We start from the raw sequence: 20243 nt of genomic DNA, 5'->3' as shown, positions 1-20243 counted from the left end.
TCCTCCGGGTTTGCCGGGGGTCGGTTTTGGGGCGGCGGTGGCCACCGCCGCCCCAAAACCTTTTGTTACCTCAGGTGGGTCAGCCAGGTTCTTGGGCCTGCGTGGGATACCCGGATGGCTGCTGTGTGGGCGGCGTATGCGATGGCTTCCGGCAGCTCTTTTGTGGTCAGGGCTACCGCTAGGGCGCCGTGGAAAGCGTCGCCGGCTCCCGTGGTGTCCACCGCCTTCACCTGGGGGACCGGGACTTCGCCTTTGGCTTCTGCGGTGAACCACTGGACCGGGGCGGGGCCGTGGGTCACCACCACGTAAGGGGCGGCGATGGCCTGGGCCGGGGCGGTGGCGGACGGGTGGCGGAAGTCGGCTGAGCAGGCCACCACCTCGGCCAGTGGGAAGATCTCGGTGAAGACGGGGCGCCAGCTTCCGGCGTCGACCAGTAAGCGGCGGGCTGTGCGGGCTGCGGCTCGGGCCAGCGCGGGATGGTGTCCGTCTACCAGCGTCAGGTCGGCTTCCGGCATTTCTGGTACGGGGACAGCTCTGGTGCCCGCGTTGTGGCTGACGATGGTTCGTTCGCCGGTTGTGGACAGCACTGTCACTGCGGAGACCGGTGGGGGATCCGTGGCATCGGGAGTGGCGTCTATCAGCGTTACGCCGTGAGCTGTCAGGTCGGCCTTGATCAAGGCACCTAGCGGGTGTGATCCGACGGCGCTCATCAAGGCCACGTCGTAGTCGGGTGCCAGGGCGGCGGCGGTGATCGCGGCGTTCGTGGCTGGGCCGCCGGCGGCCATGGTCACCGAGTCGGACTGGATCTTCTCGTTCACGCCGGGGACTCGTGGTACCCGCTGGATCAGGTCGACTGTGGCCAGGCCTACGAAGAGCAGGCGCACGGGTCAGCCGTTGAACAGTTCGGTGAAGAACGTTCCGATGTTGCGGAAGATGTCGGCTACGCCCTGGCCCAGGCCTCGGGCCACCTCGGCGGCGGGGCCGGGATTGGTGCCGATCCAGAAGACGAGCAGGAACAGCAGGATCCAGCCCAGGACCTTCTTCATCGGGTTCTGATCCTCCACATGCCGCCGTCCGGGAATGCCATCCAAGATCGTGGCACAGGGCCGCAACGGGGTGTGGGTCGGCTCGCCGCCTGAGATGCGGCTGAGCAATGTGACAGCGAATAGCTTTTGAAAGTTACTGTCAAAACATGGCTACTTCTCAGCAAGACGTCATGGATGGAACGGGTCGGCGGCGGTGGTGGGTGCTGGCTGCGCTGGCGCTCTGCACGGTGGTGATCGGGCTGGACACCACGGTGCTCAGCGTGGCTTTGCCGACGCTCGCGGGGGACCTCGGCGCCAGCACCGCCGACCTGCAGTGGATCACCACCTCGTACCTGTTGGTGCTGGCCGCGACGCTGCTGCCGGCCGGGATGCTGGGGGATCGGTACGGGCGGAAGAAGCTGCTGCTGGTCGCTCTGGTGATCTTCGGGGTGGCGTCGGCGGCCTGTGCGCTGGCCGGAACCGCCGAGCAACTCGTCGCGGCGCGTGCGGCCCTCGGGCTGGGGTCGGCGATCATCATGTCGCTGATCGGGGCGGTGCTCACCGTGCTCTTCGACGACCGGGAACGGCCCCGGGCGCTCACCATCTGGATCACCGCGAACTCGCTCGGCATTCCGCTGGGGCCGCTGCTCGGTGGTTGGCTGCTGGATCACTTCCACTGGGGATCGGTGTTCCTGATCAACCTGCCGATCGTCGGACTGGGGCTGATCGCGGTGGCGGTGCTGATGACCGAGTCCTACGGGGACCGGCGGCGCCGATTCGACGTGCCCGGCATCCTGCTGTCGGCCACCGGACTGGTCGCGCTGACGTACGGAATCATCGAAGCCGGTGAGAAGGGCTGGAGTGACCGGCCCGCCCTGGCGACCATCGTCCTGGGGGTGGTCGCGCTCGGCGCGCTGGTTCTCTGGCAGTTGCGGGCCGCCGCGCCGCTGATCGACCTGGCGCTGTTCCGGAACCGGTCGTTCGCCGGGGGTACCCTGCTCGCCACGATCGCCGGGTTCGCCTTCTTCGGCCTGCTGTTCGCGCTGCCGCAGTTCTTCCAGGCGGTCGGTGGGGCGGATGCGTTCGGGACCGGCCTGCGCCTGCTGCCGATCATCGGCGGCCTGATGATCGGAGCCCGGACCGGGGAGAAGCTGGCCGCGCGGTTCGGGGCCCGGGCGGTGATCGCCGCCGGTCTCGCGCTGATCGCCGGGAGCCTGTTCACCGGGGCGGCGACCACCACCGTCGAGACCGGCTACAGATGGCTCGCAGTCTGGATCACGGTGACCGGGATCGGGCTCGGCCTCACCCTGCCGACCTCGATGAACGTCACGATCAGCACTCTCGGCGCGGAGCGCAGCGGGGCCGGCAACGCGCTGATCCAGGCGATCCGGCAGGTCGGCGCCGCGATCGGGGTGGCCGTGCTCGGCATGGTGCTGAACGCCGCCTACCGCGACAGTGCCGACGGGGCAGGATTGCCGCCGGAGGTCCGGGACAGTGTCGCGTCGGGAGTCGCGCGGGCCGGCAGCCCGGCGGTGCTCGACGCGGTGCGGGCGGCGTTCACCCACGGTATGGACGTGTCGCTGACGGTCGCCGGCGCGGTGGCGGCAGCCGGGGTGGTCCTCGCCCTGACCGTGCTGCCGGGGAAGGCCGCGACGGCGGCGGAATGAATCGGTGCTGGCAGAATCGGTGCCATGAGCGCATCCCTGATCAGCTTGCGTGAGGTGCCATGAGCGCACCCCCGACCAGCCTGCGCGAACGGAAGAAGGCGAAGACCCGGGCCGCCATCCGCGAGAACGCGATGCGCCTGTTCGAGGAGCAGGGGTTCACCGCGACCACCGTGGAGCAGATCGCGGAGGCGGCCGAGGTCTCGCCGAGCACGTTCTTCCGCTACTTCCCGGCCAAGGAGGACGTGATCCTGGTCGACGACGTGGACTCGGTGCTGATTCAGGGCATCCGCACGCAGCCCGCCGACGTGCCGCCGATCGAGGCGATCCTGCGGGCGCTGCGCACGGTGTTCGCCGAGATGGAGCCGCAGACGTGGGAGTTCGAGCGGCGCCGGCAGGCGCTGCTGTTCAGTGTCCCGGAACTGCGAGCCCGGATGCTGCACCAGATGACCGATGCCATCGACCTGGTCGCCGACGTGCTCGCCGAGCGGGCCGGGCTGCCGGCCGACGACTTCTCGGCCCGGGTGACGGCGGGGGCGGCGGTCGGCGCGATGCTGTCCGTGCTGCCGGCCCGCCGAGGGCCGGTCGAGGTCGTCAACCCCGCCGACATCCAGCGCATCGAGCAGGCGCTCACGCTGCTCCAGCAGGGCCTGCCGCTGAGCCGGCCACCGGACTGACCGCCGGTTCCAGGGGCGCCGGTTCCAGGGCGGTGCGGGCCGCGGCCAGAATCCGGTCGGACAGGTCGGTCCCGGCGGTCGCCCGGGACAGGATCAGGGCGCCGACCATGGTGCTGAGGGCGACCAGGTCCGGGTCGCCGCCGGTGCCGAGCGCGCGGGCGAAACCTTCGACCCCTTGCGCGTACGCCGCCCGCGTCGCGTCTCCACCCAGTTCCTTCGCCACGTCGCCGCCGAATCCTGCGGTCGGGCAGCCGCCACCGGGGTCGTCGCGGTGCGCCGCCGACAGGTAGTCGTCGAGGATCACCCCGGCCGATCGGGTGAAGGCCAGTGTCACCGCCTCGGCGACCAGCGCGTCCTTCGAGGCGAAGTGCCGGTAGAACCCGCCGTGGGTGAGCCCGGCCTCGGCCATCACGTCGGCGACGCTGACCGCGCCGATGCCCCGCTCGCGGAAGAGCCGGGCCGCGATGGCGACGATCCGGTCCCTGTTCTGTGCGGCCTGCGCCTGCGACACCCGTCCCATGCCGTCGACTATAGATGAGGTGTGTCATCTATTACCTGGCGCTTTTTAGATGACGTACGTAATCTAAATTGCATGGAACTCACCAACGCAGTCGCCGTGGTCACCGGAGCCAACCGTGGATTCGGCCGCCACCTCGCCGCCCAGCTGCTCGAACGCGGCGCCAAGGTCTACGCCGCCGCCCGCGACCCGCACTCGGTCGACCTGCCCGGCGCGATCCCGCTCGCACTCGACGTCACCGACCCCGAGTCGATCGCCAAAGCCGCGGCGACCGCCGCCGACGCCACCCTGCTGATCAACAACGCCGGCATCTCCGCCGGGGAGTCGTTGATCGACGGCGACCTGGCCGGGATCCGGCGCGACATGGAGACCAACTACTTCGGGCCGCTCCTGCTCACCCGGGAGTTCGCGCCGGTCCTCGCGGCCAACGGCGGGGGAGCGGTGCTCAACGTGCTGTCCGCGCTGTCCTGGCTGCACCCGGGCCCGTTCGGCTCCTACTCGGCGGCCAAGGCAGCGGCCTGGGCGCTCACCAACGCCAGCCGGGAACTGCTCGCACCCAGCGGTATCGCGGTCACCGGTCTGCACGTCGGCTTCATGGACACCGACATGGCCGCCGACGTCCCGGCGGACCGCAAAGCCGACCCGGCGGTGGTCGCGCGACTCGCCCTCGAGGCGGTCGAGCGGGGCGACGCCGAGGTGCTCGGCGACGAGGTGAGCGCCACCGTCAAGGCCGGACTGTCGACATAGGTTGCATCGTCGGTCTTGAATGGGCGGGTCACTGTTGCCGACCCGTGAGGTTTGCCCGTGCGACGCACCGCAGCACTTCTCGCCGTACCGCTGATGCTCCTCGCCCTGCCGCAACCCGCCACCGCGCAGACGCCCCGGCCGGCGCCGACGATCGCGTGGGGTCCGTGTGATCCCGCCGACGAGGCCCCGGAACGGGTCGTCTGCGCCGAGATCGACGTGCCGGTCGACTGGTCGAAAACGAACGGCTCGACCGTCACCATCGCCCTGGCCAAACTGCCCGCCACCGACCAGGCCCGCAGCCTCGGCCCGCTGCTGATCAACCCGGGCGGGCCCGGTGGATCCGGGGTGAACTTCGCCTACGGAGCCGCCGACGCCTTCTCGACCGCGATCACCGACCGTTTCGACATCATCGGCTTCGACCCTCGTGGCCAGGCCCGCAGCAACGTGATCAACTGTGATCTCGACGCGATCATCGCGCAGTCGGCTCTGCTCTACCCGAAGAGCGGAGCCGAGTTCAGCGCCCTGCGCGAGGCCAACCGGGCCCTGGTGCAGACGTGCAGCGCCCTGTCCGGTCCGCTGGTGAAGTTCGCCGACACCGCGAGCGTGGCCCGCGACATGGACGCCATCCGGGCCGGTCTCGGCGTGCCGAAGATCAGCTACTACGGCGTCTCGTACGGCACCATGATCGGCCAGCAGTACGCCGAGCTGTTCCCCGGCCGGATCCGCGCGATGACCCTCGACTCGAACATGGATCACGCGCAGAACATCGCGAGCTACCAGAAGTGGGAGACACTCGCGATGGAGGACTCGTTCCTCCAGTTCACCGCCTGGTGTGATCGCACCGCCGCCTGCGCGCTGCACGACGAGGGGGCGCTGGCCTACTACGACGCGCTGTACGCGCGGGCCGAAGACGGTGACCTCGTGGTGGACGGCTGGCAGGTCAAGCCCGAGGAACTACTCAACCTGATCTTCGGCTACCTCTACGACCCGGCCGGCTGGTTCTTCCTGGCCGAGGACCTGCTCTGGGTGGGCGGCGACACCGACTCCGCCCGTAGTAAGCGGGGCGAGCCCGTCCCTAACGGCTACCTGCCGGTGATGTGCTCGGACTTCCGCTTCGAACTGGGCTCCTACGCCCAGTTGCGCGCCCTGGAGAAGGCCCAGAACAGGCTCGCGCCGCACACCAGACTCAACCCGCTCGCGTGGACCGACCTGACCGGCTGTCAGAACTGGCCGTACCGCGTCACCAACCCGCCGCACAAGCTCAAGGCGTCGCCGAAACTGCCGCCGATCCTGCTGTCCAACAGCCGCTACGACGTCGCCACCCCCTACCAGTGGGGTCAGAGCCTGGCGAGTCAGTTGCCCAGCGCCACCTTCCTCACCTACGACGGCGTCGGCCACGGCACCTACTGGCTCAGCCCGTGCGCCCAGGCCGCGATCGACACCTACCTGGTCGAACGGCGCACTCCCGCCAAAGGCAGCCACTGCCCGGCGGTCTTCCCGACGTCACCGTCATCGCTCACCGCCAAGTCAGGCACCCAGTACCCGCTCACCCCGGGATTGAGAGGTGTCACCGAGGGGTAAACGCGGCCGCATGACGGAGACCATCACCGATGCCGGCACCGCCCAGCTCGTCCTAGCGGCGGTGCTCGGCATCGCGGCCGTGGTCCTGCTCATCGCGTGGGCCAAATGGCATCCGTTCCTGGCCCTGATCACCGGAGCCGCCGTCCTCGGCCTGGCCGCGGGCGCCGCCCCGGCGGACACCGTCGAATCGTTCACCACCGGCCTCGGCACCACGGCCGGTGGTGTCGGCGTCCTGATCGCACTCGGTTCCATGGTCGGCGCGCTGCTCGCCGAATCCGGCGGCGCCGACGGCATCGTCAACCGGATCGTCAACAGCGTCTCCGGAGCGGCCCTGCCGTGGGCGATGGCCGGGGTGGCCGCCCTGATCGGACTGCCACTGTTCTTCGAGGTCGGCGTCGTCCTGCTGGTGCCGATCGTGCTGCTGGTGGCCCGGCGTACCGACGTCGGTCTGCTGCGCCTCGGCATTCCCGCACTGGCCGGCCTGTCGGTTCTGCACGGCCTGGTCCCGCCGCACCCCGGCCCGCTGGTCGCCATCGAAAGCCTGCAGGCGGACCTCGGTCTCACCCTGATGCTCGGCCTGGCCTGCGCCATCCCGACGGTGATCATCGCCGGCCCGGTCTTCGGCAACTTCATCGCCAAGCGAGTCCCCCTGCCGGTGCCCGCTCTGGCCGGCTCTTCCCGCAACGAACCGGCCGCCGAACTCCCTTCGGCGGGCCGCGACTTCGTCGATCGGGACGACATCGCCGACCCGGTCGCTCCCGGCGAGTCCGTCGACGCTCAGCTCGGCCCGCGCCGCAACCCCGGCTTCTGGGCCGCGGTCCTGACCGTCCTGCTCCCGGTGGTCCTGATGCTCGCCCGCGGCATCGCCGAGATCTTCCTCCCCGAAGGCGCCACCGCCCGCGACATCCTGGAAGTCATCGGCGAGCCGGTGGTGGCCCTGCTGGCCGGCGTCTTCGTGGCGATGTGGGCGCTGGGCCGCCGAGCCGGTTTCAACCGTAAGGAGACCAACGCGGTACTGGGCGGCGCCCTCCCGCCGATCGCCGGCATCCTGCTGATCGTCGCGGCCGGCGGCGGCTTCAAACAGGTCCTGGTAGACGCGGGCGTCGGCAACGTGATCGCCGGCGCCGCTCAGGACGCCAACATGAACGCCCTGGTCCTGGGCTTCCTGATCGCGGTGGGCATCCGGGTGGCCACCGGCTCCGCCACCGTCGCCACCATCACCGCGGCCGGCATCGTGGCCCCGCTCGCCACCACCCTGGACCGCCCCGAGGTCTCCCTGCTGGCCTTGGCGATCGGCGCCGGCTCGCTGTTCTTCTCGCACGTCAACGACGCCGGCTTCTGGCTGGTCAAGGAATACTTCGGGATGACTGTCGGCCAGACCATCAAGACCTGGTCGGTCATGGAGACGATCATCTCGGTGGTCGGATTCGCTTGCGTCATGCTCCTCTCCTTGTTCCTTTGATCTCGTACGTTCGTCGACGGCCCCGCCTCGTCCCCGCGAGACGGGCGCGACACCAGGCCGACGCGCGGCCGCCGGGCCGAATGCGGTGATCCCGGCCCGGGCCGCACGTGGTGATCCCGGTCCGGACCGGACGTGATGGTCCGGCCCGGCTGGTTCTCGGCAACGGTCAGGCCGACACGATGCCGAGCACGAGAGCCGCCGCCGAGACGACGAAGAACACCGCCGGCGGCGCCATGCCCTTGAAGTCCTTGACCCGCAGGTGGGCGATCAGCGCACCGGCGAAGTAGAGGACGAGACCGACCGCAGCGGCGATACCGAGCGGCCGCCATCCGATCCCGATCAGGAGACCGGCGGCACCGGCGAAGTTCAGCAACGCCAGCGGCACGAACCATGACTCCGGCACGCCGACGCCGATCATCCCGGAGACGGACGGCTCGGCACGGCGGATCTTCGCGGTGCCGCTGCCGATGTTCGCCAGCGCGACCCCGCCGACCGCCGCCGGCACATCGTCCTGATCACCGAGGCGGGGTCCGGCGCGCTGCGCACCGTCGAAGAGGTCCTCGACAAGGCCGACGACGAGCTCTTCGCCGCGCTGTCACCCGCCGAGCGCGAGCAACTCGAGCGATTGCTGGCAAAGGTCGCCGACGCCGGCGCCTGCGGGGAGAAGGACTGAGCCGCCCCCGCGACGATCGAGAGGCCTGGCCGGGGTCATCCCGCTGCCGGTGATCCGGCGTCTCGCAGTGCAGAGAACCACGGTGTGATCAGGGACGAGTCGGCGACGAACGCCGTGACCTGGTCACGTTCGGCGGCGCCGAGTTCGATCTCGCGCAGTCGCGCACCCCCCTCCGGCTTCCGTTCCGGCTCGTCCATCACGACCGACAGCTCGATCAGTGCGGCCAGAGCGGTCGCCAGCTCGACAGCGGTGGCCCCGGCAGCGTGCCGGCGCAGACCCGAGTTCAGTGCCCGGAACGCGGCCCGGTCGTCGAGTTTGAACTCGCGCAGCACCCGGGCGTTGTCGATGACCTCGGCCAGGCCGGTGAGCTTCTTCGATCCGCCGTATTCGGGGTCGGGCTCGCCGCGCCGGATGAAGATGATCGAGTTTCCGGACGGGTCCATCACGGTGAACCGGGTCGCCCCGGGCCGGTGCCGGGTGATCCGGGGCAGACCCTTGGCGAGCACCTTGCCGTGGGCTTCGCGCATCGCGGCGGTGAACCGTGCGTGGTACGGGGCGACCGCGTCGACCAGCACCAGACAGCCGCCGCTGTCTTCGCGGGCCGGGTCGAGGCCCTCCGGGGCGGGGCCGTAATGCAGGGCGAAGCCACTCCATTCGAAGGCCAGGTACAGGTAGGGGCGACGCTGTTCCCAGGTCACGGCGAAGCCCATCGCACGCCAGAAGGCCAGTGTCCGTTCCGGGTCGGCGCAGGGTAGGAGCGGCACGATCGTCTCGTTGGGCATGGTCGTCTGATCGCTCATCGGCGGCACCTCGTCACTCGGCGTATCGGTCGAGGCCGAGTCTGGGGCAGTGCCGATCGCAGCACACATGGGTTGGCACGAACCGGCACTGGCCTGGTTGTGCGGGATCATCCGGGGACGGCGCGACCTCTACAGTGGGGTCACCTATCGGGACCAGGAAGGACGCTCATGGCCGACGTCATCGCCAGCACCACCGATCAGGTGGAGGAGGACACTCCGGCGAAGCCGTTGACCCGGCTGCGCGGCGCTGCCGTCGCGGCGGCCCCGGCGATCGGGCTGTACCTGCTGATCCGCATGATCAGCCTGCAGGTCATGTACGTCCTCGCCGCCCACGCCCACGTGCTGGCACCGGACCGGGACGTCTTCCCGGACGGGTCGATCGGCAACCAGTGGCGCAAGTTCACCTCGTTCACCGACGCGCTGCTGTCCTGGGACGCCCGGTGGTACACGAAGCTGGCCACCAGCGGGCTGGGCGGCCCGATCGGCGCCGTCGACGAGGACGGGGTGCCGTACGAGCTGCGCCTGGCCTTCTTCCCGCTCTATCCGATGCTGGCCCGGCCGCTCGCGCAGTTGCCGTTCGTCTCGCCGGTCGCCGCGCTGCTGTTCATCTCGTTCGTGTCCGCGATCGCCGCCGCCTGGGGCCTGTACGCCATCGGCCGCCACGTGCACAGCCACCGCGTCGGTGTCCTGCTCGCCGCGATCTGGGCGGTCGCCCCCGCCGCCATGACCCAGAACGGCGCGTTCACCGAATCCCTGTTCACCGCGCTGGCGGCATGGGCGCTCTACGCCGTCCTCAAGGAGCGCTGGCTGATCGCCGGACTGCTGGCCGGCGTGAGCGGACTCAGCCGCCCGACCGCCGCCGCCCTGATCGGGACCGTCGGCTTGGCGGCTCTGGTGGCGGCGTTCTCCCGGCGCGGCGGCTGGCGCCCGTACGCCGCAATGGTCCTGGCTCCTTCGGGTCTTCTCGCCTATCTGGCGTTCGCCTCGTCCCGGCTGGGCGGCGTCGACGAGTATTTCGGTATCCACGAGCAGACGTTCGGTGCCTGGTGGGACTACGGCGAGAACCACTGGAACATGATCACCGACATCCTGATCGGTGTCGACGACGACAACGCCGCCAAGCCGATCCGGGTCCTGTCGTTCCTGTTCATGGCCGCGTTCGTGGTGATGTTCGTGCTGCTGCTGAACCGGGCGCCCTGGCCCCTGGTCGTCTTCGCCGGCGTCACCCTGGTCCTGTCGATCGGCGGCCACGCCCACATGTCGATGGCCGGCCGTCACCTGCTTCCGGCGTTCCCGATCCTCCTGGTCCCCGCGTTGGCCCTGGCCCGCTTCAAGAATCGCGACATCGGCGTGGTCCTGGCCGCCCTGGCCCTGCTCTCCGGTTGGTATGCGGGCTGGCTACCGTTCATCTCGGGTCAGGCGATCTGAGAACGCGGCAGCGGCCCGCGGCACCTCAGCCGTCGAGTGGACCCTAGGACGGGCGCGGTCCGGGCGTGACCCGGCCGAGCCTGGACTGCACCGCTTCCTCGAAGGTCATCCGCAGCGGGCCGGGGTCGATGCCGAGGTGGTGGAGCACGCCCAGGTGCCGGGTCGCGGGCTCAGCGGTGCCGGTGAGCACGGCGGCCAGACCGGCCCGGTCGACCGGACCGGCGGCGAGCGGCAGGAACATCTCCGGGTCAGCGCCGTAAGGGCCGGTGGGCCGGGGATCGCCCGGACGGTATCGGCGCCCCCGCACGTCGATGACAATCGGCTCGTCGTCCTCGTTCCGGTTGGTGAACGTGTGCCCTTGTTCGGAGTGGTAGAGGTGGAATCTCCGGCCACTGTGCTGGATCACCACCGTGTACTGATCCGGCTCCGACGACACCTGAAAGGCCGCGGTCCAGCTCTCGGTGGCCTCACCGAACAGTCTCGCCAGATTGTCGGTGATCTCCATCCGATGCCAGACGGGCTCCGGCACCACCACCCAGCGGTCCACGCCCACCTCGATGACCACGGCCCGTTTCCGGTGCCGCGCGAGCACACTGCGCAGCTTGAGATACGGGCCGAGAACCAGCACGGATTCGTAGGCGAGTGACACGGCCGCCGATCATAGCCACCGGAATCGGAAACTATGCTCCAGCCCGTTTCGAACAGCGCCCGGAGGTGGCCGCGACCACCGTATTCGGCCCGGCGGGCGCGGGGCGGCCTACTTCGGCGAGGGGGTGGGAAGCCATGCGCCGCGGTTGGCCAGCAGGCTCATCGCGAATCGGAGGCGGTGCTGGCGATCGCCGGGTACGGCGGTGACGATCTGTGCGCGGCGGTCGGTGGGTACGTGGTGCAGGATGTCGGCGGCCCGGTCCGGGGGGAGTTCCGCGACGAGGCCGGCGGCTCTCTTGCCCGGCATACCGGCCAGCGCGGCGGCGGCATCGGTCTCCGCGAGGTGGAGGAGGATCTGGCGGACGCGGCCGTCCTGGAAGATGGCGAGAATCTTGCGTACCCGGACCGGATGCAGATGGCCGAGCACGCCGGCGGCGGACTCGTGATCCATGGCGGCGAGGATTCCGACGAGGCGGGGCTGGGGCAGGCTGGTGAGCAGGACGAGGCTCTGCCGGTATCCGATGGTGAAGATGAGATCGGCGGCGAGCGACGATGCCACGTCCCGGCCGGTGATCAGGTCTCGGATCCAGCCGGGGGGCATCGACTCCATCAGCTTCGTCGCCGCGACTCGGGGCATCGCCTGGAGCAGCCGGCCGGCTTCGATCAGCGGCAGGCGGTGGAGAAGACGACGAGAATCCGGCGGTGGCAGCATCTGGAGGTGTTCCGCCGCGATCGCGGGCGCCTCCCGTCGCAGGAGACCGGCCGAGACCTCGGGGTTCAGCCGGCGCAGACACTCCACGCCCTTCTCCAGCGGAAGCAGGTTCAGGCACTCGGCCGCGGCGTCGGGATCCATCCGGGACAGGTGGCCGGCGCACACGGTGATGGGTAGCGCGTCCAGCACCACGTCGAGTTCGCCGTCGACCGGAACGGACTGGGACCGGAGGTACGCGACGGCGGCGAGGGCCGGGCGGCGTACCTCGTCGTCGGGTACCAGTCGTGCGAGTTCGACCGCGTCCGGATATCCCGATCCCCGGCGTGTGAAACGGGCGTGCTGAGCGGCCCGGTCCCGGGCCTCGACCCACATCACCAGCTCGTCGTCAGGGATCCCGCATGCGGAGGCGATCCGGCAGACGACTTTCACGCTCGGCAATGATCTCCCGCATTCGGCGTCACTGAGCGTGCTCCGTGGAAGTCCCGTGGCGTCGGACAATTGGCGGATCGTCGGCTGGTCCTGCTCCAGGTGCTCCCTGGGGGCGGTACGCCGCAACTGTGCCAGCCGGTGTGCGAGGTCCTCGACAGTGCGGATCGAGCGGGGATCCGGGCGATCTCCCGGGACGAATTTCGTGGCGACCATTGTCCGATGGTGACCGACACTGTCCGGGGTTGTACTTCCGATTCACTCTGATGGGTTGAAGAATTCCGTCCCCCTGTCGTCCCCGCGACTCAATGCTTGCGCTCGGCCACATTCTCACTCTCTGAACAACCTGTTTCGGGGGGTGGGTGTGTTCGGCGGCGCGCCCGATGGGGTTTTCGGTGGTCAATCGACCTCGGACTAGTTGTCCGTCGTCATCCTTCTCCATGGGATGAACATAAAGGTGCCTCCACTCTGACGAACTTCGGTGGAAACAGTTCGGCAAGCCTGAAATCGCCTCCCCCGACTGAGTGAAAGTGGGACCGCCGGTCGGGCCGCTTTCGATTCCGTCCTTTTCGGACGTCGCGGGGGAGGAGCGACAGCCATCGCATGAGCAGAGGAACGACGTGGCCCTGAAGCGACCCGCATCGACTCCGGCGCGCCCGATTGATGACGACACCGTGCTCAGCCAGTACGGACGGCAGGCTCCCGGTAGGCCGACGTTCCGATCCGGACCTCGCCCGGACCATGATCACTATCAGAGCATGTTCGCCGGCTGCCGCACGGTGGAGGAGATGGCCCGCCTCGTGCAGCGCCGGCCTGCCCAGAGTCGCGACCGGGTGCGGTACACCACAGCGGAGAAACTCCGGGCGGCCGGGTTCGTTGTTACATCGGATCCCCGCTCGATGAATGCCGCTCACGTTTGCGTGTCGCTGCCCGACGGGTCGGTTCCGTGGGACGATGACACGGAAAAGGCATACGAATCTTGCTTCAAGGAGGAGGGTTCGGGATGCACCTGACGCACGTTCCGACTCGCGGCCATTACGCGCACATCGCCTCGTCGGCGTGCACCGACACCGTGGTGCTGGCCGAGTACAACGGGCGCCCGACCCTGCTGATGCTCGAAATCGACGACATGCCGGTGCTGGCGTGGATGCTTCAGGGCGCCGACGATTCCCAGCAATTGTGGGTGTACGTGCCGTTGACCGCCGCCGAGCTGGACGACTTCTATCGTGACCGGCCCGACGCGCTGGCCGACTGGCTGCGGCCGCGGCACGGCCGGGACGCATACGTGGCGATCGCCCAGGACGGCGTGCTGCTGCTGGCGAACGCGTGGCGGCTACCGGACGTGTCGGCCAAGCAGTTCACCAACCATGCCGCCCGAGCCGCGCTCGACGAGATACGGCGCACGCTCAGCGTTCCGGAACTGCCCCGGCGGTTCGACGAGGAACTGCGCACCATCAAGACCGAGCCGCTGGAACTGGCAGAGGCCTGCTGACCGGGGTCGGCTGAAAGTGGCAGCGGGAGTGGCCTGTGGGCAGAGGTTCCACAGGGGACTGGACGGCACGCTCGGGGCATGACTGAGTTGTTGAGGGCGCGCATCGTCGCGCTTGATGTTCTGCGGGGGTTCGCTCTGTGCGGGATCCTGTTCGCGAACGTCAAACCGATCTCGCATCGGGGTGGTGTGCTCGGTGGGGATCAGGCGCCGGCCACGGCTGCCGGAACCGTGTTGCACCTGCTTGTCGACAATCGGTTCTTTCCGATCTTCGCGTTGCTGTTCGGGGTCGGGTTCGCGCTGCTCAGCCGGTCGGCCGGGTCGACGCCGGTGCTGATGCGGCGGCTGCTGACGTTGCTGGTCTTCGGGCTGGTGCACCTGTTGTTGTTGTGGCGTGGTGACGTGCTCACCGCGTACGCGATCGTTGGTCTGGTGGTGTTGTTGCCCTCGGGGCGGCTGCCACGCAACGTCGTCGCGATCGCGGCAGGAGTGCTGATCGTGGCGTCGGTGACGTTGTTCGGTGGCTACTACTCGCTGTTTCCGGGGCTGTTCCTGCTCGGGTCGGCGCTCGTCCGGTACGAGATCGTGGACCGGCTGGCGACGGGACAGCTCACTCGTACCGCCGCGGTCGTGGGGTTGATCTTCGCGGTTGCCGCTGTGCCGTTCATCGTGATGCAACTCGGGCCCGGCTCGGAGTTCATCGTCTATCCGGTCGCGGGGCTGCTCACCGCGGGCGCCTACGTGTGCGGGATGGTCGCGCTGCTCGGAACCCGGGCCGCCGGGGTGCTGACCATGGTGTTCCGGCCGCTCGGGCGGATGACGCTGACCAACTATCTGACCGCCACCATGCTGGTGCTGGTGATCTCCGGTGTCGCTGGGGACTCCGAGTACTGGGGTGCCGGAACCGTGGTCCTGGTCGCCACATCGGTCCTGGTCACGCAGTGGATCTGGTCGGTGTGGTGGCTGCGGAGGTTCCGGCAGGGACCGGCCGAATGGCTGTGGCGATGGGCGACCCGCTGGCAACGCCCGGCCCTGCGCCGGACGATGGTGCGATGACTGCGTCATATGTGGTGACCGGGGCCGCTCAAGGTGTCGGGCGGGCTGTGGCCGAACGGCTCGCCGAGGACGGGCCGGTGATCGTTCTCGACGTCGCCGGTCGACTGGACTGGAAACATGACCGGGTCACGCTGGTCAGCGGGGACGCCGCCGATCCGGGGACCGCGCGGCGGGCCGCTGAACTCGCCGAGAGCGCCGGGCCGCTGGCCGGATGGGTCAACAACGCGGCGATCTTCCGGGACGCGGGGCTGGCCGGCAGCCCGGCGGCGGAGATCCTGGAACTGATCACCGCGAACCTGGCGATGGCGGTGACCGGATGCCACACGGCCGTGAACCATTTCCTGGCCCACCGGCGGCCCGGTGCGATCGTCAACGTCTCGTCGCATCAGGCGCAGCGGCCGGTGCGCGGTGCACTGCCTTACGCCACCGCGAAAGCCGCCATCGAAGGCCTGACCAGGGCGGTCGCCGTCGACCACGGGCCGGACGGGATCCGGGTCAACGCGGTCGCGCTCGGTTCGATCGTGACCGGGCGCTACGACGAGTACCGGGCCGCACACCCCGGCGCCGACGCAGACATGGCAGCGCTGCACCCGCTGGGGCGCCCCGGCACCGCTCGTGAGGTGGCCGACGCGGTTGCGTTCCTGCTCGCGCCGGGCTTCGTCAGCGGCGCGATCATCCCGGTCGACGGCGGCCGGTCGGTCAACGGCCCCGACCCGGAGGCCCGCCCGTGAACGCGTGACGCGGCGAATCCGGCCGGCTGGTCGTGATAGCGCGGCGGGGGAGTCCGGCCGGTCCGTCGGTCTGGTCTTGATCGCGCGGTGCGGGGGATCCGGGCGGCCCGGTCGCTGGCGGGAGTGGCCGGCTTCGCGATGTTCTCGCCGGCGGATGCCGGGATCGCGGCTGGTAGTCGGCGACCACCGCATTCGGCCCGGCGGTCGCCCGGTCGGCCGTCAGCCGCGCGGACCTCGCGCTGATCGCCACGGGCGGTGTGGTTCGGCGGGGCGGTCGAGGCGTACCAGAGCCGGGGTTTGAACTTCGTCGTTGGTCTTCTGAGTGGCGGGGCTGTGCTGTACTGCCTGGTGTGCGGCAGCGGGTGGGGCTGATTCTCGGTGTGGTGATGGTGCTCGCCGGGGTCGGTGGGGTGGCCGGATGGCGGTGGTGGCAGGGGCGTGCGCCGTACGGGCCGGAGGCGCTGGGAGCCCGGGCCACCGTGGAATTCGTCGATCAGGCGACTGCGAACGCCGCTCTCGCTCCGGTGAACGCGGTCTACGCCAACGGGGCCGAGGATCAGATCGTTCTCGGTCGTGTCGCCTGGAACCGGCCGCCGCATCCGCAGCCGGACGGCAGCCTCCGGATCGTCCTGGCGGACAAACGCAACGGTCTCCTGCCGGGCTTCATCGCGGTGACATCGGCGCAACCCGATCAGGTCATCACCGGGATGGACTCGGCGCTGGAGACGGCCCGTTCCCGGTATCCGTGGTTGGGACCAGCGCGGGAGTCTGCCGACACGATGTGGGCCGGCAGTGTCGTCACGGTCTCGTCGATCGACGCGTCACCGGTGACGTTCCAGACGGTACTGCGAGAGGCTCAGCCGGAGTCACTGGTGCTGTCCGGGCCCATGGCGATCGAAGATCTGTTGGTAGCACTGATCTGTGTCGGTCCTGACGGACAGGTCTACTGGGCGCAGCGGCTCCTGAACTGACCCCGCTGGTCGTCGTGTCGGCGGTGACTCGCGCGGACTTCGCGCTCTCGCGGCACGGGAAGTCCGGATCCGGGTTTCGATCATCGAAGTCGCCGTGAATCCAGGATGGTTCTCATCGATTGAGATGATTTTTTCGGGGACTATACGATTCTGCTCCTGGTCGCCTTTGCGGTGCGGTGCGATCCACTCGCGGGGGAATCATGAGCGATGAGATGCACGGCGTTGTCTTCGGTGGTCCGCTCGAACGACTACGCCAAGCCGCCCGTGTCGATCTGCCACGGCTGGCGGATGAGTACGCGCAGATTCGCAACGCGTGTGAGACCAGTGCGAGCCATGACGACAAACTCGACCGGCCCGGCTATTTCGGATCTCCGGCGCTGCGGAACAGTTGGACGCAGTTGCGCGACGTCGTCTGGACCGCTACCGGCGAGACCAGCGACAACCTGGCGGAGCCGGCCCAGGGGCTGGAGACCGCGCTCAACAGGTTCATGTACGAGGACGACATCGCGGCTGCCGAATTGACCCGGGCGCGGGACCTGATGCAGCACGACCGGGCCAAGACCAACGACGAGTGGACGGTCGGCAGCCTCGTCAACACGCTCGTCCCCGTCCGGTTCTCCCTCGTGGACGAGACCGGGCGAGGGTGGCGTTCCGAGGAGTTGAACTACTGGGCGATGGTCTTCAACGAGGGTTTCGCCTACCTGCCCGCGCGGCAGGCCGGGGTATCCAGCAGTTCGAATTGGCGGAAGCGGGCCGGGTCGCGCGGATCGTGGTGAGTGTGATCGGGGACGGGAAACCGGCGCAGCCGTCCGTGCTGCTGCCCGTCCGGGTCGACAAGGTCCAGCCCCGGACCCTCCCGAAGGGCGTGTCGTTCGGCGTGGACAATCCCGGCTTCTTCTTCAGCAAGCCGAACTATGGGATGGTCTTCCGATCGCCTGAGGGCCGGCTGATCGGCGGATGGTTCATCGACCGCACCTACACGTTCGGCCAAGGCATCGAGTCGGACCTGCCGGAGAAGGAGACGGACGAGTACCCCCAGGGGGAGAGCCGGCACACCGTGCCCGGATGGGTTCCGCCGGGCATCCAGCCGAGCGGAGTGACCATGTACGTGTGGCCGCGATAGCTCCCGGTACGGCTAACCCCACCCCGGAACCGGGTGCTGGCACCAATGTCATCAGCGGCCGCCTTCGGAATGATCGATGCATGACAGCGACCAAGTCGAAGCGGATCACCGCGCTCACCCTCACCGCCGCACTCACCCTGGCCGGGGTGGGGGTGACGGGCACCGCGGCAGTAGCCGGGGACCGCGCCGTCCAGGAGGCCGCCCAGCGCGTGGTCGACGCCGGTGCGCCCGGCTATCTCGCGCGGGTCGACAACGGCCGCCGGGTCGAGACCGCGGCCGCCGGGTTCGCGGACCTCGGCACCCACCGCCGGCTGGCCGCGACCGACCAGTTCGAGATCGGCAGCAACACCAAGATGTTCACCGCCACCCTGATCCTGCAACTGGTCGACCGTGGGCGGGTCCGGCTGGACACGCCGATCGAGCGTTACCTGCCCGGTGTCGTCCCGAACGGTGCGCACATCACCGTGCGGATGCTGCTCAACCACACCAGCGGCCTGTTCAACTACACCGAGGACCCGGAGTTCATGCTGTCGGTGCTGCAGGACCCGGGCTACGCCCACACCGAGAAGGAGTTGCTCGACGTCGCGTTCGCTCATGAGCCGCTCTTCGCTCCCGGCGCGGACTGGTCGTATTCGAACACCAACTACATCGTGGCCGGTCTGCTGGCCGAGAAACTGACCGGCACCAGCCTGCCCGACCTGGTCCAGCAGCGTATCGCCCAGCCGCTCGGCCTGACCCGCACCTATCTCGCCGACCCGCGGGCGACCCGCACCGGCCGGGGCTACGCGCACGGCTACACCGTCACGTTCGCGGGCGCGGAACCGTCCTACACCGACACCAGCGGCGGAGCGGTCGGCGCCTGGGCCGGCGCGGCCGGTGGGATCATCTCCACCGCCTCCGACATGTCCCGGTTCGTCACCGCGCTGCTGACCGCGAAGTTGTTCTCGGTACAGCAGCTCCGGCAGATGCAGACCACGGTGGCGTTGCCCGCCGGCGGCTCGATCACCGGCGGTTACGGTCTCGGCCTGCTGCGCCTCGACTTCCCCTGCGGGACGGTGTGGGGCCACGACGGCGGCACTCTCGGTCACCAGAGCTGGGCGGTCGGCACCGCCGACGGCAAACGCACCGCGATCAGCGACTTCAACACCGCCGTGATCGACCTGGAGCCCAACAAGGGTGCGGAGAACCTGGCCAGGACCGCCGGTGACGCCAGCGTCGTCGTCATCTGCCGGGCACTGAAGTAGCCGGCCGAGGCCGGACACCGCTCAGCGATGTGGGAGAGCGGTGACGGCCTTGGCGAAGCAATGCGCGCCGGGCATGCCGAGGTAGGGCTCGTAGACGGGAATCGGCTGGTACCCGTGCCGGGTGTAACGGGCGACGGCGTCGGGCTGGCGATCTCCGGTGTGCAGGATGACGCGAGGCGCACCGAGTCGCCGGGCCTCCGCGTCGATGGCGTCCAGGAGTGCGGCGGCGACGCCGTGGCCGCGCCAGGCGGGTGCGACGTACATCCGCTTGATCTCCAGGTCGGGGCCATGGCGGCGCAGCAGGGCGTGGCCGATCGGGGTGGTGTCGCCGGTGACCGCGAGGCCCACCCAGACCACGCCCTCGCCGGTGACGACCATCTGCGGCTCGTCGCGGCCGGGTGGCATCCGGTCGGCGTAACGTTCGCGCATCTCGGCGCGCATCGCGGCCCGTAGTGCCTCGCCCGCCGGGTCGTCCCAGCTCACGGACTTGATGGTGTAGGTCACGGTTATATCCTATTCAGTCCATGGGCAATAGAGTGAATCGCATGGGCACTCTACGATCCCTCGCGTTTCTCACCCCGGGCAACTATCCCGACGACGACCCGTTCAGCGGTCTCGACGCCACCCTCGACCTGTTCGTCTATGGCGAACGGCTCGGCTTCGACGGCGCCTGGATCCGGCAGCTGGGCTACGGCCGGATCGAGCGCCTGCTCGCCAACCTGCGCGGCGACTACCTCGGCGACCCCGGCACGGTCATCGCTTCGCCGGGCAACACCCAGCGGCCCCGGCTCCAGCCGCACAGCCCGGGACTGACGAACCGGATCTGGTACGGCGGTGGCAGCTCCCGTTCGGTCCGCTGGGCCGGCGAGCACGGGCTGGGCCTGCTGACCGGCAACATCGTGTCGGGGGAGCACAGCGACGACTTCGTGACCGCCCAGTCGCAGCTCATCGCGGAGTTCTCCGCGTTCGAGCAGGCCGGCCCGATCGCGGTCGGCCGGATGATCGTCCCACTGGACGGTGCCGACCGCCGCACCCGTAAGCGCTACCTGGAGTACGCCCGGTCCCGGCACGATCGCACCCTGAAGCCGCACGGCGAACGGCGTACCCTGTTCGCCCCCGACCTGGTCGGCACGGCCACCGAGATCGTCGAGCGCCTGCACGCCGACCGGTCGTGGCCGCCGCGACCGCCCTGCGCCTGGAGTTGCCCTACGAGTTCGACCGCGACGACTACGAACAGATCCTCACTGACACCGCGACCCTGATCGCTCC

22 protein-coding genes are annotated in these 20243 nt (G+C 69.3%); 14 read left to right on the top strand and 8 right to left on the bottom strand.

Going from position 1 to position 20243, the window contains the following annotated elements; genetic code table 11:
• Positions 1-65 precede the first annotated feature (65 nt).
• Both BLU81_RS17875 and BLU81_RS49235 read right to left on the bottom strand, forming a co-directional pair.
• A complete protein-coding gene (locus tag BLU81_RS17875; protein ID WP_092545716.1) occupies positions 66-884 on the bottom strand; it encodes a PfkB family carbohydrate kinase in 819 nt (272 codons plus the stop codon).
• Between the two features lie 3 nt (positions 885-887).
• Complete coding sequence (locus BLU81_RS49235; RefSeq protein ID WP_172890570.1) at positions 888-1046, bottom strand: hypothetical protein; 159 nt, start codon at positions 1044-1046, stop codon at positions 888-890.
• A gap of 170 nt (positions 1047-1216) precedes the next feature.
• Here BLU81_RS49235 and BLU81_RS17870 point away from each other — a divergent pair, with 170 nt between their 5' ends.
• Together BLU81_RS17870 and BLU81_RS17865 are read left to right on the top strand one after the other, a co-directional pair.
• Positions 1217-2692: a DHA2 family efflux MFS transporter permease subunit gene (locus tag BLU81_RS17870; RefSeq protein WP_092545715.1), complete on the top strand. Its 1476-nt coding sequence runs from the start codon at positions 1217-1219 to the stop codon at positions 2690-2692.
• 59 nt (positions 2693-2751) lie between these two features.
• On the top strand, positions 2752-3366 hold the full coding sequence (locus BLU81_RS17865) for an acyl-CoA-like ligand-binding transcription factor (RefSeq protein ID WP_092545714.1): 615 nt from the start codon (positions 2752-2754) through the stop codon (positions 3364-3366).
• Here BLU81_RS17865 and BLU81_RS17860 read toward each other — a convergent pair.
• Positions 3320-3886, bottom strand: coding sequence for a TetR family transcriptional regulator (locus BLU81_RS17860; RefSeq protein ID WP_092545713.1), 567 nt, complete (start codon positions 3884-3886; stop codon positions 3320-3322). The two genes, BLU81_RS17865 and BLU81_RS17860, sit on opposite strands and share 47 nt — an antisense overlap.
• A 72-nt stretch (positions 3887-3958) precedes the next feature.
• Here BLU81_RS17860 and BLU81_RS17855 point away from each other — a divergent pair, with 72 nt between their 5' ends.
• From BLU81_RS17855 to BLU81_RS17845, 3 genes are read left to right on the top strand one after another with little or no spacing between them, the layout of a single operon-like run.
• Positions 3959-4630, top strand: a complete 672-nt coding sequence (locus tag BLU81_RS17855) for an SDR family oxidoreductase (protein ID WP_092545712.1) — start codon at positions 3959-3961, stop codon at positions 4628-4630.
• 57 nt (positions 4631-4687) lie between these two features.
• Entirely contained in the window at positions 4688-6211 is a 1524-nt protein-coding gene (locus tag BLU81_RS17850) for an alpha/beta hydrolase (RefSeq protein WP_092545711.1), read from the top strand.
• Between the two features lie 10 nt (positions 6212-6221).
• Positions 6222-7673 carry a GntP family permease gene (locus BLU81_RS17845; RefSeq protein WP_092545710.1) on the top strand — a complete coding sequence of 484 codons (1452 nt, stop codon included), beginning with the start codon at positions 6222-6224 and terminating at the stop codon, positions 7671-7673.
• 166 nt (positions 7674-7839) lie between these two features.
• Here the strand turns inward: BLU81_RS17845 and BLU81_RS17840 are convergent, their stop codons facing one another.
• Both BLU81_RS17840 and BLU81_RS17835 read right to left on the bottom strand, forming a co-directional pair.
• Entirely contained in the window at positions 7840-8178 is a 339-nt protein-coding gene (locus BLU81_RS17840; RefSeq protein WP_092545709.1) for a DoxX family protein, read from the bottom strand.
• Positions 8179-8381: 203 nt separating this feature from the next.
• Positions 8382-9146, bottom strand: a complete 765-nt coding sequence (locus BLU81_RS17835) for a VOC family protein (protein WP_092545708.1) — start codon at positions 9144-9146, stop codon at positions 8382-8384.
• Positions 9147-9314: 168 nt separating this feature from the next.
• Here BLU81_RS17835 and BLU81_RS17830 point away from each other — a divergent pair, with 168 nt between their 5' ends.
• Positions 9315-10574, top strand: a complete 1260-nt coding sequence (locus BLU81_RS17830) for a glycosyltransferase family 39 protein (protein WP_092545707.1) — start codon at positions 9315-9317, stop codon at positions 10572-10574.
• A 43-nt stretch (positions 10575-10617) separates the two neighbouring features.
• On the opposite strand, the gene BLU81_RS17825 is transcribed toward BLU81_RS17830, so the two are convergent.
• Entirely contained in the window at positions 10618-11223 is a 606-nt protein-coding gene (locus BLU81_RS17825; RefSeq protein WP_092545706.1) for a hypothetical protein, read from the bottom strand.
• Between the two features lie 108 nt (positions 11224-11331).
• The gene (locus tag BLU81_RS17820; RefSeq protein WP_092545705.1) at positions 11332-12576 is read right to left on the bottom strand and encodes a magnesium transporter MgtE N-terminal domain-containing protein; all 1245 of its coding nucleotides are present in this window, start codon (positions 12574-12576) and stop codon (positions 11332-11334) included.
• A 787-nt stretch (positions 12577-13363) separates the two neighbouring features.
• Between BLU81_RS17820 and BLU81_RS17810 the strand changes: the two genes are divergently transcribed.
• The 7 genes from BLU81_RS17810 to BLU81_RS17785 all read left to right on the top strand — a co-directional run bounded on the left by BLU81_RS17810 (position 13364) and on the right by BLU81_RS17785 (position 18974).
• Complete coding sequence (locus BLU81_RS17810; protein WP_092545703.1) at positions 13364-13852, top strand: hypothetical protein; 489 nt, start codon at positions 13364-13366, stop codon at positions 13850-13852.
• A gap of 78 nt (positions 13853-13930) precedes the next feature.
• Positions 13931-14905 (top strand): DUF418 domain-containing protein, encoded by a 975-nt coding sequence (locus tag BLU81_RS17805; protein WP_092545702.1) that lies wholly within the window; start codon positions 13931-13933, stop codon positions 14903-14905.
• Positions 14902-15636, top strand: coding sequence for an SDR family NAD(P)-dependent oxidoreductase (locus tag BLU81_RS17800; RefSeq protein ID WP_092545701.1), 735 nt, complete (start codon positions 14902-14904; stop codon positions 15634-15636). The genes BLU81_RS17805 and BLU81_RS17800 overlap by 4 nt, the downstream gene beginning before the upstream one ends.
• Before the next feature lie 350 nt (positions 15637-15986).
• Positions 15987-16607 (top strand): hypothetical protein, encoded by a 621-nt coding sequence (locus BLU81_RS17795; protein ID WP_157751663.1) that lies wholly within the window; start codon positions 15987-15989, stop codon positions 16605-16607.
• A 200-nt stretch (positions 16608-16807) separates the two neighbouring features.
• Positions 16808-17383 carry a hypothetical protein gene (locus BLU81_RS17790; RefSeq protein ID WP_092545699.1) on the top strand — a complete coding sequence of 192 codons (576 nt, stop codon included), beginning with the start codon at positions 16808-16810 and terminating at the stop codon, positions 17381-17383.
• Positions 17380-17730 carry a hypothetical protein gene (locus BLU81_RS48370; RefSeq protein WP_157751662.1) on the top strand — a complete coding sequence of 117 codons (351 nt, stop codon included), beginning with the start codon at positions 17380-17382 and terminating at the stop codon, positions 17728-17730. Before BLU81_RS17790 ends, BLU81_RS48370 begins: the two co-directional genes overlap by 4 nt.
• Positions 17731-17810: 80 nt before the next feature.
• The gene (locus BLU81_RS17785; protein WP_157751661.1) at positions 17811-18974 is read left to right on the top strand and encodes a serine hydrolase domain-containing protein; all 1164 of its coding nucleotides are present in this window, start codon (positions 17811-17813) and stop codon (positions 18972-18974) included.
• Positions 18975-18995: 21 nt separating this feature from the next.
• On the opposite strand, the gene BLU81_RS17780 is transcribed toward BLU81_RS17785, so the two are convergent.
• Positions 18996-19478, bottom strand: coding sequence for a GNAT family N-acetyltransferase (locus BLU81_RS17780; protein ID WP_197686272.1), 483 nt, complete (start codon positions 19476-19478; stop codon positions 18996-18998).
• 41 nt (positions 19479-19519) lie between these two features.
• Here BLU81_RS17780 and BLU81_RS17775 point away from each other — a divergent pair, with 41 nt between their 5' ends.
• Complete coding sequence (locus BLU81_RS17775) at positions 19520-20236, top strand: LLM class flavin-dependent oxidoreductase (protein ID WP_197686270.1); 717 nt, start codon at positions 19520-19522, stop codon at positions 20234-20236.
• The last annotated feature ends 7 nt before the right edge of the window (positions 20237-20243 follow it).

Source organism: Actinoplanes derwentensis (assembly GCF_900104725.1).
In the GTDB taxonomy this organism is placed as follows: domain Bacteria; phylum Actinomycetota; class Actinomycetes; order Mycobacteriales; family Micromonosporaceae; genus Actinoplanes; species Actinoplanes derwentensis.
This window is presented reverse-complemented; position numbering and strand designations above follow the sequence as displayed.

Bases quoted from the DNA above. Each gene is read 5' to 3' on its own strand.
- BLU81_RS49235 (WP_172890570.1), bottom strand. From the start codon at position 1,046: ATGAAGAAGGTCCTGGGCTGGATCCTGCTGTTCCTGCTCGTCTTCTGG.
- BLU81_RS17870 (WP_092545715.1), top strand. From the start codon at position 1,217: ATGGATGGAACGGGTCGGCGGCGGTGGTGGGTGCTGGCTGCGCTGGCG.
- BLU81_RS17865 (WP_092545714.1), top strand. From the start codon at position 2,752: ATGAGCGCACCCCCGACCAGCCTGCGCGAACGGAAGAAGGCGAAGACC.
- BLU81_RS17860 (WP_092545713.1), bottom strand. From the start codon at position 3,886: ATGGGACGGGTGTCGCAGGCGCAGGCCGCACAGAACAGGGACCGGATC.
- BLU81_RS17855 (WP_092545712.1), top strand. From the start codon at position 3,959: ATGGAACTCACCAACGCAGTCGCCGTGGTCACCGGAGCCAACCGTGGA.
- BLU81_RS17845 (WP_092545710.1), top strand. From the start codon at position 6,222: ATGACGGAGACCATCACCGATGCCGGCACCGCCCAGCTCGTCCTAGCG.
- BLU81_RS17835 (WP_092545708.1), bottom strand. From the start codon at position 9,146: ATGAGCGATCAGACGACCATGCCCAACGAGACGATCGTGCCGCTCCTA.
- BLU81_RS17830 (WP_092545707.1), top strand. From the start codon at position 9,315: ATGGCCGACGTCATCGCCAGCACCACCGATCAGGTGGAGGAGGACACT.
- BLU81_RS17820 (WP_092545705.1), bottom strand. From the start codon at position 12,576: ATGGTCGCCACGAAATTCGTCCCGGGAGATCGCCCGGATCCCCGCTCG.
- BLU81_RS17810 (WP_092545703.1), top strand. From the start codon at position 13,364: ATGCACCTGACGCACGTTCCGACTCGCGGCCATTACGCGCACATCGCC.
- BLU81_RS17805 (WP_092545702.1), top strand. From the start codon at position 13,931: ATGACTGAGTTGTTGAGGGCGCGCATCGTCGCGCTTGATGTTCTGCGG.
- BLU81_RS17800 (WP_092545701.1), top strand. From the start codon at position 14,902: ATGACTGCGTCATATGTGGTGACCGGGGCCGCTCAAGGTGTCGGGCGG.
- BLU81_RS17790 (WP_092545699.1), top strand. From the start codon at position 16,808: ATGAGCGATGAGATGCACGGCGTTGTCTTCGGTGGTCCGCTCGAACGA.
- BLU81_RS17785 (WP_157751661.1), top strand. From the start codon at position 17,811: ATGACAGCGACCAAGTCGAAGCGGATCACCGCGCTCACCCTCACCGCC.
- BLU81_RS17775 (WP_197686270.1), top strand. From the start codon at position 19,520: ATGGGCACTCTACGATCCCTCGCGTTTCTCACCCCGGGCAACTATCCC.